Consider the following 13,899-nt stretch of genomic DNA (forward strand, 5'->3'; position numbering starts at 1 on the left):
AGACTTTACCTTATCAGTAAAGTCTTTTTTAATTTAACTCAAAGCGAAAAACCTGCTTTAAATTTCTTGAATATCTCTGTATTGTATTTACTATCTGTTTCTATTTCAAAGATTTTTGATTTTCCGTTTGGTTCAAGAAAAGCCTCTGAAAATTGATGAAATTCTGTGACGGTCTTCGCATTGAAATATTCAAGATTCGCTTCAGAAGCTGTTTTTTCAGCAGTGTATGATTGAATCGTTTCAAAATAATCATCTAACTCAGCCTGTTTACTTGGTCCGTCAATTATTCTGAAAATTCCACCACCATGATTATTCATTAAAATAATATTCAGATTATCAGGCACATAACGATTCCAAAGGGCATTTCTGTCATAGAAAAAAGCTAAATCCCCTATTAATAAGTATACTTGTTTGGTAGTACTCAGGGCTGCACCAACAGCAGTACTTACACAACCATCTATTCCGCTCGTTCCTCTGTTGGCAAATATTGCTATTTTCTTAGTTGGGTCAGTTCCTATATAATTGGCATAACGTACTGACATAGAATTAGCCAAATGTAGTTGACAATCAGCAGGGAAAGCATCTAATAATTTCTTGATGGCATAAAATTCATTCAGTTGATATTGATGAAAGTTTTCTAAGAAAAAATGCTCTAGATAATTGTTTGCCTTAAAACTATTTCTTTTCCATGCGTCCAAATAATCACTATTTCTCTCTTCATCATCGCCGTTTTTGAATTGAGTAAAATCTATTTCTTCTAATAGTTTTGAAAAGAAATACAGCGGCTGAACAGGGAGTATTTTAGTCAACGATTGAAAGGTATCAATCAAATGATTGTCTACACTCAAATGCCAATGCTCGATAGCCTTATTTTTTCTCAGAAAGGTTTTAAAACTTTTTGAAATAAAGGATTTGCCAAACGTAATTAATAGTTCTGGTGCTAAATTTTCAGCATCTTGTTGTAGAAAAACATCCTGATTGGAAATCAAGTTGAATTTTAAGTTTGAGATGGAGTCTCCAACAACAGGGAAATTAAATTCGTCTTGTAGCTTCTCTAATATACTTGTTAAATCAGGGTCAAATTCATTTTGTCCGCCTGCTATCAATACCTTATCATATTGCTCGATACTTGCTAAAAGATCAGCCCAAACTTCGTTTGAAAGAATATTTGATGTTTCAACTCTTTCTATTACTCTGGCATTGCCATCAGAGACAACTAATTCATTTTCAAGTGGGTAAAAAGGCTCTCTCAGCGGAATATTAATATGAACAGGCCCTTTAGGAAAAGTATTGGCCAGATTCACGGCATGATTAACGGTTCGTTCAATATGCCAGATAGCATCTGGATGGCTATAATCAGCGCCTATTTCAAAGCTTTGCTTGACGTGTTTGCCAAAAATATCTGTTTGATATATTGTTTGTCCATCATGCTGATGAATCCACTCTTTGGGTCTATCAGCAGTCAGAATAATCAAAGGAATTTCTTGAAAAAAAGCCTCTGCTACTGCTGGTGCATAATTATACGCTGCAGAGCCAGAAGTGCAACAAATAGCCACGGGTTTGCTAAGGTTTTGAGCCATCCCCAACGCAATAAAAGCAGCGGAACGTTCATCAGAAATCGACAATGTTTCAATAGCTGGGTGACGCACCAAAGCAATTGTTAATGGAGCATTCCGTGAACCGGGTGAAATAATGGCATGATGAACACCTTTTCTTGAAAGAATTTCTACAAGATTTACGATGGGTTGTAAAAGCATAGATACTTACAGATTAGTAAACAGTAAATATTGATGAAAAAGAAAAAGCGTAACCAATTGAATTTCAATTAATTACGCTTTTAATAAGTAGCGGGAAGCAGGATCGAACTGCCGACCTTAGGGTTATGAATCCTACGCTCTAACCATCTGAGCTATCCCGCTGTCGTATTGTGGTGCAAAATTAGTGCTTTTGTATTCAAATGCAAAGGTATTTTAGAAATACTTTCATTTTTTATTCAAATTATTTTTTTAATTTCATCATTAATTCATTAAAATGTCATATAAATAATTGAGAATCAATAAGGAAACGTAATACATTTTTTAGGCTAGAAAAAGTAAATTTTTTGAAATTAAAAAAAAAGCTTGCGTATTTCTCTAACATTTATACCTTTGCCAAAACAGAGTTTCGGGAGTCAATTACTCGACATCTATCTTCACAAATTGTTTCGTCGAGTAATTTTGTGATTTAATTACCTTTAAATGTTAGGATTATGAGCAAACATAAATTTATTGTAGAATTTGAATTGAGAGCCTCTCCTAAGGTACTTTTTCCTTACATTAGCTCAGCGTCTGGCTTACAACAGTGGTTTGCAGAGAAAGTCACATTGAAAGACAGTTCAACATTTGATTTTTCTTGGGATGGCGATAGTCATATTGCAAAACTTTCACAACTGAGGTTAAATAAATCGGCCAAATTTGATTTTTTACCCAGTAGTGCTGAAGACAGAGACCATAATTATATTGAGTTCAAAATGGAAGTAAGTGACTTAACAGGCTCTACTTATTTAAAAATTGTTGACTATTCTGATAATACAGATGAAAGCGAATTAAATGAACTGTGGGAAGATTTAATTTATAAGCTCAAAGAAATTGTTGGCAATTAAGCTTATTTAACAAGCGTATCAACTCAAAAATATTTAATTTTGCGTTTTCTTAACAGAGCGCACACAACGCTCGTGTTTCTTTAATGAAATACGAGCGTTTTAATTATATTATATGATTAAGAAACTTGATAAACTTATCATTAAGTCCTTTTGGCAACCATTTGTCTTAACATTAGCCGTAGTAATTTTCATTTTCTTAATGAGACTTATCTTGGTTTACTTCGCAGACCTTTTTGGTAAAGATTTAGGAGTTGAAGTGTATTTCGAACTTTTCTTTTATTTCAGCCTAATTACCATTCCGATAGCTTTGCCTTTAGCGATGCTTCTTTCTACATTAATGACTTATGGGAAATTAGGAGAGTTTTTTGAATTAACGGCTATCAAAAGTGCTGGTATTTCTATTACGCGTGCCATGCAACCGATGTTTATTGTCACAGTGTTGATTAGTTTGTTTGCTTTTTGGTTCAATAATGTTGCCTTGCCTTGGGCTAACCTAAAAGGGTATCGTTTATTATATGATATTAAAACAACGAAAACAACCTTAAATATCAAAGAAGGGATTTTCTACAATGATTTGCCTGGCTACAGCATAAAAGTTTCTAAAAAATACCCTGATAACAAGACTTTAAAGAATATCGTTATCTTCGATCATACAAAAAATGATGGGAACAAACACCTAACACTGGCTGATTCTGCGTTGATGTACACTATCATGGATAAACAATATTTGATTTTTGAGCTTTTCAATGGTAACGATTATGTAGAGGATGCCGACAAAACAAGCAATACAAACCAAACAGATATGGTTACGCATGCTTTTCGGAAAAGTAAAGTAGTGATGAGCTTAGCGGCTTTTGATATGCATAAAACCGAAGAAGAGCAGTTTAAGCATTATCAAATGATGAGAAGTTATGGAGAATTAGCCAAAGATGCTGATTCACTCAAAAAAGATTTTAACAGGGTACGAGGCAATTTTTATGACAATGCACGGTCGTATTATCTGTTTGAGATGAACAAATTTCCACCACTATTAAGCGAAGACCAGAAGAAACTCAAAAAAATAAAGATGAGTACGATTGACTCACTCATCAAAAAACGAGATGTTCACACAGCGAACCCCTATCAAACGCTTGATTTTGCTATTTCTCAGGTAAATAATGCCCTCAGTTTTGCAGAAAGTAATGTTTCTGTCTTAACTTCTAAGGATGAGGACTTAAGAAAAACTAATCTTGAATGGCATCATAAATTCACAAATGCTTTTGCGGTTTTTGTCATGTTTTTGATTGGTGCGCCCTTAGGTGGTATTATTAAAAAAGGTGGATTTGGTTTGCCAGTGGTGATTGCTATCGTATTCTTTATATTAATGTATGTAATGACCCAGCAGGGCGACAAAGCAGCCAAAGAAAGCAGGGTAATCGTACAGATAGGCGCATGGATTTCAAACACTGTATTATTCTTAATCGGATTGTATTTTTTAAACAAAGCCAAAAACGATTCTCGACTGTTCGAGAGTGACGCTTATATCGTTTATTTTAATCAACTGAAGGAAAAGCTTAAAAAAGCAAAGTTTTCAAAGAGATTTTTCAATAATTACAGTTAAGATTTGCTAATAGCCAGAAAAAACGTTATTTTTGCACGTTTTCATATTTTATAACAATTTAAACTGGTTGAAGATGTATTTAACTTCAGAAGTAAAGCAGGGGATTTTCGAATCTCGTGGACATGAGAAGTCAAAAATTGATACTGGTTCTGCAGAGTCGCAAATCGCTTTGTTTACTTTCAGAATCTCTCATTTGACAGAACACTTAAAGAAAAACAAAAAGGATCACTCTACTCGTATGGGTCTTTTAAAGTTGGTTGGAAAGCGTAGAAGTTTGTTAGATTACTTAATCAAAACAGACATTACTCGTTACCGTGCTATCATTGCTGAACTAGGCATTAGAAAGTAATTTTCTTTCAAAGCAGGGAGTCTTGAAAAAGATTCCCTGCTTACATTTCCTCTCTTTGGGTACTCGTCAATTTTTTGGTGGTTCGTCAGTAAAGTAGTTTCTCTAAACAATTTTAAGGATTAATTAAACATTGACGAACAGAAGAATTTGCGAATCAACATCCAACAAAAACCTTGTTTGATACGTTAAACAATTAATCAATCAAGGTAATTAATCAAAAAATATGTCTTTTAACGTAATTACGAAGAAAATAATAATGCCCGATGGTAAAGAAGTTACCATCGAAACAGGTAAACTCGCAAAACAGGCAGACGGGTCTGTGGTCGTGAGAAGCGGAAACATGATGCTTTTGGCAACTGTTGTATCTAGCCAAACAGCCAAAGAAGGTACAGACTTTTTACCCCTATCAGTTGATTACCAAGAAAAATTTGCTTCGGCTGGTAAAATCCCTGGAGGATTTTTACGCAGAGAATCAAGACTTTCAGACTATGAAATTTTGGTGAGTCGTTTAGTAGATAGAGCTTTACGCCCTACTTTCCCATCTGACTACCACGCTGATACTCAAGTAATGATTACAATGATTTCAGCAGATGCTGAGATTACGCCAGATGCTTTTGCAGGTTTAGCAGCTGCCGCTGCCCTTGCAGTGTCTGATATTCCATTCAACGGACCAATCTCTGAGGTTCGTATTGCCAAAATCAACGGCGAATTTGTTGTCAACCCTCTTACTTCTCAAATTGCTAATGCTGAACTAGAATTATTAGTTGCTGCAAATGTGAACGATATTTTGATGGTTGAAGGTGAAGGAAATGAAATTTCTGAAACCGACATGCTTGCTGCATTGAAAATTGCGCATGATGCTATCAGAGTTCAATGTGCTGCCTTGATTGAATTAACAGCTGAAACAGGTAAAACTGCTAAGCGTGAATACAATCATGAGACACATGATGAAGAATTGAGAAAATTCCTTTGGGATACTTATTTTACGAAGTTTTATGATGCAGTAAAATTAGCAAACCCAAGTAAAAGTGGTCGTAAAGATTCTTTCAAAGCTATTGAAGAAGAATATTTCACATCATTGCCAGAAGACAATACTGTTAACAAAACGTTAGCAAAATGGTATTTCCATGATATTGAAAAAGAAGCGGCTCGTCAATTAGTATTAAACGAACGCTATCGTTTGGATGGTCGTCAATTAGATGAAATTCGTCAAATTACTTGTGAAGTTGATTATTTACCTTCACCACACGGTTCGGCTGTATTTACACGTGGTGAAACTCAATCACTTACTACTGTAACATTAGGAACTAAACTAGATGAACAAATCGTTGACCAAGCAATGACATCTGGTTACAACCGTTTTATGTTACACTATAACTTCCCTGGGTTTTCTACTGGTGAAGTAAAACCAAACAGAGGTCCTGGTCGTCGTGAAATTGGTCATGGTAACTTAGCGATGCGTGCCATCAAAAAAGTATTACCTGCTGATGCAGACAATCCATATACAATCCGTGTAGTTTCTGATATTTTAGAATCAAATGGTTCTTCATCAATGGCTACCGTTTGTGCAGGTACTTTAGCATTAATGGATGCTGGTGTAAAAATCAAAGCTCCTGTTTCAGGTATTGCAATGGGCTTGATTTCAGACCCTAAAACTGGTAAATATGCAGTTCTTTCTGATATTTTAGGTGATGAAGATCACTTAGGAGATATGGACTTCAAAGTAACAGGTACTGAAAATGGTATCACTGCTTGTCAGATGGATATTAAAGTAGATGGCCTTTCTTATGAAGTATTAGCGGAAGCGTTAGACCAAGCAAAACGTGGACGTTTACACATTTTGGGTAAAATGAAAGAAGCTATCCAAGCAACTAGACCTGAAATGAAGCCTCATACGCCAAGAGCGATGGTTATCAAAATATTGAAAGACCAAATTGGAGCAGTAATCGGACCAGGCGGTAAAATTGTTCAAGATATTCAGAAACAATCTGGCGCAACGGTAACGATTGAAGAAAAACCAGATGGTGGTTATGTTTCTATATTCTCTTCAAACAAAGAGTCGATGGACAAAGCTGTTGCTATGGTTAAAGGAATTGTGATGATTCCTGAAGAAGGCGAAGTTTACGACGGTATTGTAAAGTCAATTATGCCATTTGGTGCATTTGTTGAGTTTTTACCTGGCAAAGATGGTTTATTACATATCTCTGAAATCAAATGGGAACGTTTAGAAACAGTGGAAGGTGTATTACAAATCGGAGAACAAGTAAAAGTAAAATTGATTGAAGTTGATAAGAAAACTGGCAAGTTCCGCTTATCACGTAAAGCTCTTTTACCAAAACCAGAAAAGAATTAGAACAAATCCGCATTTTATTACGTTCTTTTGATAACGAACTAAAAAATATATCTTACCAAACGATTATATTCTGAACATTTTGTCTTTATATAATTGTTTGGTTTTTAACATTTGGATTTGTTAACCATTTAAAAATATAACAAGGATAATATGAGACAGCTAAAAATTAGTAAGCAAATTACTAACAGAGAGAGTCAGTCACTTGATAAATATTTACAAGAGATTGGCAAGGTGGATTTATTGACACCAGAGGAGGAGGTTATTTTAGCTCAGAAAATTCGTGACGGGGATCAACTTTCATTAGAAAGACTAACGAAGGCAAACCTTCGTTTTGTGGTATCCGTAGCAAAACAATATCAAAACCAAGGGCTTAGCTTAGGTGACTTAATTAATGAAGGAAACCTAGGTTTGATTAAAGCTGCTCAACGTTTTGATGAAACTCGTGGTTTTAAATTTATCTCTTATGCTGTTTGGTGGATTCGTCAGTCAATTTTGCAAGCTTTAGCTGAGCAATCTCGTATTGTACGTTTACCTCTTAACCGTGTTGGTTCTCTTAATAAAATTTCTAAAACTTTTTCTGAATTAGAACAGAAGTTTGAGCGCGAGCCTACTCCTGAAGAGTTAGCAGAAGTATTAGAAATCTCAACAGGTGAAGTTGTTGATACTTTAAAAATTTCGGGTCGTCACGTTTCGATGGATGCACCATTCGTACAAGGTGAAGAAAATTCACTATTGGATGTTTTGGAAAATGACGGTGAAGATAAGCCAGATTCAGGATTAATTAACGATTCTCTTCGTCGTGAGGTTCAAAGAGCTTTATCTACTTTAACACAACGTGAAGCAGATGTAGTTACTTTGTATTTCGGCTTGAATGGCGAACACGCTATGACGTTAGAAGAAATCGGGGAGAAATTCAATTTAACACGTGAACGTGTTAGACAAATCAAAGAAAAAGCTATTCGTAGATTAAGACATACTTCTAGAAGTAAAGCTTTGAAAACTTATCTTGGGTAGACTTTTGGATTTAAGACTGGAGGACTTAATGACTTTAAGATTTTATTCTTTGAGTTATTAAGTCCTTTAGTCTTTTATAGTCTTTTCCAATCTTTAAGTCTTCTATTCATTAGTCCTCTAGTCTTTAAGTCCTTCAGTCTTTTCTATATCGTACCACTTCAACACCAAATTTCTTTAAAAACTCCACTCCTTCATCTTTAGGGATTCCTTTATATTCTGCATAAGAGTTCAGGTAAATTACTCTAGCGACCTTCATCGTAAAAATTATTCTTGCACAGGCAATGCACGGAGACAAGGTTACATAAATTGTTGACCCTTCAATACTAGAGCCATTTTTTACTGCATACAAAATAGCATTTTGTTCCGCATGCAATGCTAATGAACAACTTCCTTTTGAATCTCGCTCACAACCGTCTATCGGAAATTCTATATCACAGTTGTGTGTTCCAGCAGGAGGGCCATTATAGCCTATTGAAATAATACGAGTATCTTTAGTGAGCACCGCTCCTACTTGTGCTTTCACACAATGAGAACGTTTGGCTAAGTTAACTGCCAAATCCATAAAAATATCATCAAAAGCAGGTTTTTGCATACGTTTTAAAAGTTTATGAGTGGTAAGGTATTAAGTTTATGAGTGTAAAGTAAATGAGTCTAAAGTACTAAATTTCATAAAAGCGAAATTCACCAGTATGAACGCTAATACTTTAAACTCATTTACTTTAAACGCATAAACTCTTAATGATGTACTCCTCCGTCACCATGAACATGGCCATGATCTAGTTCCGACTGGGTAGCTTCTCTTACTGCAACGATAGTTCCTTTAAAAAACATTTCTTTATCAACCAAAGGGTGATTAAAATCCATTCTTACTAAAGTATCTTCAACAGCAATAATTTTTCCATTTAAACGATTACCAGCATCATCAGTCATTGGCAAGAAATTACCAACTTCTAACATTTCTTCTACATATTCGCCATCAACTTTGAAAATCTCTTTAGGTAACTCTACAACGGCCGAAGGGTCGTATTCACCATACCCATCCTCAGCAGGAATTGAAAACTCAAAGCTATCACCCGCAGTAAGTCCTTGAATTTTTTCTTCAAAAGCTTCTGGTAAACCGCTTAAACCTTGAATAAAAACCATTGGGTCTTCTTGCTCTACAGTCTCTATTAAATCTTTTACGCCATCAGCATCTGTAACTGTTAGCTCGTATGTTAAGGTAACAACCTTTTCATTTGAAATTTGCATTGTACTAAGTTTTTTGATAGTGTTTTCGTTGAGGAACCCGTATTTGCCACAAACGTAAGGGTTTTTCCTTAACTTTATGGTCTCAGAACAATAAAAAAAACATAAAAGTTGAATTTTTTAGCACATACTTTTCTTTCGGGCGATGATGATGATATAAAAATCGGGAATCTCATGGGCGATTTTATCAAAGGAAACCTTGATAATGAGCAGAATTCTTTCATCAATGAGGGAATTAAAAATGGGATTATTTTGCATAGAGCAATAGATTCTTTTACAGATGTACACCCTATTGTTAGAAAAAGTATTCAGAGGCTTCAGCCTAAATATCATAAATGTGCTGGAATAGTGGTAGATGTATTTTACGACCATCTTTTAGCAAAAACATTTCAACATTATTCGGCTATATCCTTGCCACAATATAGCAAAGCATTTTATGCGTTAATTACTGCTCGAAAAAAAGATATGCCTGCCAAGATGGACAGGATGATTAATTCAATGGTAACAACAGATTGGTTCAATGGATATGCTACCTATCAAGGTATTGAATGGTCGTTGAAAGGGATTTCAAAAAGGCTACACTTTGAATCGGGTATTGAAAATGCTACTGAAGATTTAAAAAAAGATTATGATTTATATTTGGAAGAATTTCAAGTTTTCTTCCCTGAACTCATCGTATATTGTCAAAATATTTTAGCAAAACAAAAGAATGCCAAAATCTAGTACTGAAGTATTAAAAGAATTAAAGAAAAAAACCTATGCACCGCTGTATTTACTGCATGGTGATGAGCCCTATTATATCGATAAAGTTGCTGATTATTTAGAAGAACATGCTTTAGGAAATGGTGATAAAAGTTTTAACCAATTTGTATTGTTTGGGAAAGACCTGAATATTCCATCATTACTTTCTTATGCCAAGCGTTTTCCGATGATGTCGGACAGACAATTGATTCTGGTAAAAGAAGCACAGGGTATTCAAGGATTAGAGCAAAAAGAAATGCAAGTAGCCTTGGAAGCTTATGCCCAAAAACCACTTGATTCTACTATCCTTATTTTGATGTTTAAAGATTCAGTAGATGAAAGGAAAGCATGGATAAAGGCTTTTGATAAAAATGGCGTGGTGATGCCTTCTAAAAAGCTTTATGATAATAAAATTCCAGACTGGATATTAGAGTACTGCCATGAACAGGGATTGAAAATCAGCAGAAAAGCCATCGAGATGTTAATTGAAAACGTTGGAAATGATTTAAAACGTTTGGCATCCGAAATCAATAAAATTGTGCTGAACCTTCGTGTAGATGAAGAAATCAATGCGCATGTCGTTGAGAAATTTGTGGGCATTAGCAAAGAATATAATTATTTTGAATTCCAAAAGGCTTTAATCACTCGTGATGTACTGAAAGCCAACCAAATTGTCAATTTTTTTGCTGCCAATCCTAAAGACAATCCACTTGCTCCTATTGTGATGATGCTTTTTAATTTCTTTTCAAAAGTATTGCTCACTCACGTTACGCCTGATAAATCTGAAAAAAGTTTAGCAAGCGTATTAGGCATAAATCCATTTTTTACAAAAGATTATTCTTTGGCCATTAGAAATTATAACCTTTCAAAGGTTATTTACATTATTAATGAAATCAAGAAATTAGATTTAAAATCAAAAGGAATTGACAGTGGCTCAATGACGGATGGCGAAGCATTACGAGAAATAACGTTTAAGATTTTACATTAAAATTGTGAATACAAGTATTCTCAATCAGCTCAAAAGTAAGCTATTTTGTCAAGTTAAAGACGTATTAGCCTATCAAACGTCTAAAAAAATAAGATTCAATTTTCTTTTTCATTAAATTCGTTCAAATTATTCATTCACTCAAACTATCCATCATGACCAAAAAATTCCTATCTCCCTGTTTGATGCTGATTGCTTGTAGTATACAAGCTTTCGCCCAACAAGCGGGTCAGTACAATGGCAATAATCGTTTCGAACAACTCGGGAATATACTGCCAACTCCTAATTCATACAGAGCGGCCTCTGGTGCTCCAGGAAAAAGTTATTGGCAAAACCGTGCTGATTATGACATCAAAGCCGAATTGAATGACCAGAATCAATCAATGATTGCCTCTGAAGTAATTACTTACAAAAACTTTTCTCCAGACGAACTAGGTTATTTGTGGGTTCAATTAGACCAAAACAATTTCAAAAAAGGTGGTATCGCCCAACTTTCGCAAACATCAACCTTAACCGACAAGGGTACCTCTTTTGCAAGATTAAATAGTGTTGCTGGAGTAGCTCCGAAGGAATATGGTTATAAAATTACGGCTGTAAAAGACAAAGCGGGTAATGCTTTAAAATATACCATCAATGAAACGATGATGAGAATCGATTTGCCAGTACCATTGAAGTCTGGTGCTTCTTTCTCTTTCTCTATTGATTGGAATTTCAACATTACAGATGCGATTGCTACCCGTGCAAGAAGTGGTTATGAATATTTTCCTAAAGATGGAAATTATTTATACGAATTGGCTCAGTGGTTTCCAAGAATGTGCGTTTATGATGATGTAAACGGTTGGCAACATAAGCAATTCTTAGGACAAGGCGAATTTACTGTTCCCTTTGGAGATTATAAAGTAAGTATCACGGCTCCTAACGATTTCGTTATTCTAGGTACAGGTGAATTGCAAAATGCAGCACAAGTAATTAGTGCAACACAAACCAAAAGACTAGAACAAGCCAAAACTGCTACTCGTCCTGTGTTGATTGTCACACAAGAAGAAGCTGTTGCTGCTGAAAAAGCTAAACCAACTGGAAGTAAAACATGGGTTTTCGCAGCACAAAATGTAAGAGATTTTGCTTTTGCAGGTTCAAGAAAATTCATTTGGGATGCCATGCAGGTAAACATTGAAGGAAAGAAAGTTTGGGCGATGTCGGCTTATCCTAAAGAAGCTAATCCACTTTGGGGACAGTATTCAACGATGTTGGTTGCACATACTCTTCGTTCTTACTCAAAAAGAACGATTGCTTATCCTTATCCAGTAGCGCAGTCAGTACATGGCCCAGTAGGCGGTATGGAATATCCGATGATTTCTTTCAACGGTGCAAGACCAGAAGCTGACGGGACTTATTCACAAGGAACAAAAGATTTCTTAATTGGTGTAGTAATTCATGAAGTAGGTCATAACTTCTTCCCGATGATTGTAAACTCTGATGAAAGACAATGGTCGTGGATGGATGAAGGCTTGAATACTTTCTGTGAGCAATTGGCTGAAAAAGAATGGGATAGAAATTTTGATGCATCGGGTGAGCCTCAGGATATTGTAGGTTATATGCGTACTGACAAAAGTCAGCAAGTACCAATTATGTCGAGTTCGGATAATATCATGGGCTTCGGACCAAATGCTTATACCAAACCTGCAACAGCTTTAAACATCTTACGTGAGACAGTGATGGGCAGAGAGTTATTTGATGCTGCCTTCAAAGAATATGCACGTCGTTGGGCATTTAAACACCCTACTCCACAAGATTTCTTCCGCACAATGGAAGATGCTTCGGGTGTTGACCTAGATTGGTTCTGGAAAGGTTGGTTCTATGGTGTTGAGCCAGTAGATTTATCACTAGACAATGTAGAATGGTTTGGTATTGATAATGTTTCGCCAGAAAAGAAAGCCGAGAAAACTAAAGCTGATGACCAAGCTAAACGCCAGACAATGAGCAATATCCGTAATAAAACAGATATTCCTAAAACAGTGGTGGAAGAAAACCCAGACATGAGAGATTTCTACAACAGGTATGACAAATACACGACAACGGAAGCTGACAAAAAGAGATTTGAACAAGCTACAGCAGGCTTAAGCGATGAAGAGAAAGGCTTAGTACAGGGCAATAAAAACTTTTATGTATTAAACGTTAAAAACGTTGGAGGCTTGCCAATGCCAGTAATCGTAAAAGCAAATTACGAAGATGGTACTAGCGAAGTATTTAGATACCCAGCCGAAATTTGGCGTTTGAATGATAAGGAAATTAAAAAGGTGATTCCTACTGATAAAAAAGTAACGAAATGGACACTAGATCCTTTCTTTGAAATTGCAGATATTGATACTAAAAGCAATATTTTCCCAAGAGAACCAGAAGAACCTACTCGTTTTCAGGTATTTAAACAAAGTCGCCAGACTCAGTCAAATCCTATGCAATTACAAAAACAAGCACAAGGTGGAGCTATTCAAGGAGCTAAAAACTAGTGAACCTTGGCTTTCAAGTTTAATAAAAAATCCCACGTTGTTAATAATTTGGGATTTTTTATTAAGCAAGTAGCATAGCTCATCACTCAAAGCTCACAACTATACTTTTTCAGTCTTTGTATTAAAAAAGTAAGAAACGCCTAATATTGCTAATAGTACCAATGCAGGAACAAAGGGTGTACTAGTTGCAACGTGTGACCAGATAGCACCGATAAAAGTAAATGCAAAGCCTGCATAAGCCCATTCTCTTAGCTTCGAAAACCAAGGATTCAGCAAACTGATAGCGCCTAACAATTTGGCAGTCCCTAACATTGGAATAAAGTATTCTGGATATCCCAACAATTTAAAATTTGCAAGCAATTCAGGATTTTTACTTAAATACATAAAACTGCTCATAAGCATGGCTGCTGAAATTAATCCTGTGCTTATCCAATAAATTATTTTTTCTTTTTTCATCTATTTAA

General features: G+C 35.5%; 12 protein-coding genes and 1 tRNA gene. 8 read left to right on the forward strand and 5 right to left on the reverse strand.

Going from position 1 to position 13,899, the window contains the following annotated elements; translation table 11 throughout:
• Positions 1–38 precede the first annotated feature (38 nt).
• Positions 39–1,757, reverse strand: coding sequence for a 2-succinyl-5-enolpyruvyl-6-hydroxy-3-cyclohexene-1-carboxylic-acid synthase (gene menD / locus AC07N0_RS16100; protein ID WP_494589988.1), 1,719 nt, complete (start codon positions 1,755–1,757; stop codon positions 39–41).
• An 88-nt stretch (positions 1,758–1,845) separates the two neighbouring features.
• Positions 1,846–1,919 (reverse strand) — tRNA-Met (locus AC07N0_RS16105).
• A gap of 329 nt (positions 1,920–2,248) precedes the next feature.
• Between AC07N0_RS16105 and AC07N0_RS16110 the strand changes: the two genes are divergently transcribed.
• From AC07N0_RS16110 to AC07N0_RS16130, 5 genes are all read left to right on the forward strand, one after another.
• Entirely contained in the window at positions 2,249–2,641 is a 393-nt protein-coding gene (locus tag AC07N0_RS16110; protein ID WP_492799385.1) for an START-like domain-containing protein, read from the forward strand.
• A 112-nt stretch (positions 2,642–2,753) separates the two neighbouring features.
• Entirely contained in the window at positions 2,754–4,241 is a 1,488-nt protein-coding gene (locus AC07N0_RS16115) for an LptF/LptG family permease (RefSeq protein WP_494589989.1), read from the forward strand.
• A gap of 73 nt (positions 4,242–4,314) precedes the next feature.
• On the forward strand, positions 4,315–4,590 hold the full coding sequence (gene rpsO, locus AC07N0_RS16120; RefSeq protein WP_184135770.1) for a 30S ribosomal protein S15: 276 nt from the start codon (positions 4,315–4,317) through the stop codon (positions 4,588–4,590).
• Between the two features lie 223 nt (positions 4,591–4,813).
• The gene (gene pnp / locus AC07N0_RS16125; RefSeq protein WP_492799383.1) at positions 4,814–6,943 is read left to right on the forward strand and encodes a polyribonucleotide nucleotidyltransferase; all 2,130 of its coding nucleotides are present in this window, start codon (positions 4,814–4,816) and stop codon (positions 6,941–6,943) included.
• Positions 6,944–7,093: 150 nt separating this feature from the next.
• Positions 7,094–7,957 (forward strand): sigma-70 family RNA polymerase sigma factor, encoded by an 864-nt coding sequence (locus tag AC07N0_RS16130; RefSeq protein WP_109744482.1) that lies wholly within the window; start codon positions 7,094–7,096, stop codon positions 7,955–7,957.
• A gap of 133 nt (positions 7,958–8,090) precedes the next feature.
• Here AC07N0_RS16130 and AC07N0_RS16135 read toward each other — a convergent pair whose 3' ends face one another.
• Together AC07N0_RS16135 and AC07N0_RS16140 are read right to left on the reverse strand one after the other, a co-directional pair.
• Complete coding sequence (locus AC07N0_RS16135; RefSeq protein ID WP_309916470.1) at positions 8,091–8,549, reverse strand: deoxycytidylate deaminase; 459 nt, start codon at positions 8,547–8,549, stop codon at positions 8,091–8,093.
• Positions 8,550–8,692: 143 nt separating this feature from the next.
• Positions 8,693–9,205 (reverse strand): FKBP-type peptidyl-prolyl cis-trans isomerase, encoded by a 513-nt coding sequence (locus AC07N0_RS16140; protein WP_492799382.1) that lies wholly within the window; start codon positions 9,203–9,205, stop codon positions 8,693–8,695.
• Positions 9,206–9,313: 108 nt separating this feature from the next.
• Here AC07N0_RS16140 and AC07N0_RS16145 point away from each other — a divergent pair, with 108 nt between their 5' ends.
• The 3 genes from AC07N0_RS16145 (at position 9,314) to AC07N0_RS16155 (ending at position 13,435) form a co-directional block, all read left to right on the forward strand.
• On the forward strand, positions 9,314–9,925 hold the full coding sequence (locus AC07N0_RS16145; protein WP_494589990.1) for an acyl carrier protein phosphodiesterase: 612 nt from the start codon (positions 9,314–9,316) through the stop codon (positions 9,923–9,925).
• Positions 9,912–10,931: a DNA polymerase III subunit delta gene (gene holA, locus AC07N0_RS16150; protein WP_494589991.1), complete on the forward strand. Its 1,020-nt coding sequence runs from the start codon at positions 9,912–9,914 to the stop codon at positions 10,929–10,931. The genes AC07N0_RS16145 and holA overlap by 14 nt, the downstream gene beginning before the upstream one ends.
• A gap of 152 nt (positions 10,932–11,083) precedes the next feature.
• A complete protein-coding gene (locus AC07N0_RS16155) occupies positions 11,084–13,435 on the forward strand; it encodes a M1 family metallopeptidase (RefSeq protein WP_494589992.1) in 2,352 nt (783 codons plus the stop codon).
• Between the two features lie 99 nt (positions 13,436–13,534).
• Here AC07N0_RS16155 and AC07N0_RS16160 read toward each other — a convergent pair whose 3' ends face one another.
• Positions 13,535–13,891, reverse strand: coding sequence for a DoxX family protein (locus AC07N0_RS16160; protein WP_494589993.1), 357 nt, complete (start codon positions 13,889–13,891; stop codon positions 13,535–13,537).
• Between the last annotated feature and the right edge of the window lie 8 nt (positions 13,892–13,899).

It is taken from the genome of Arcicella sp. GW821-FHT09D11 (assembly GCF_059416265.1).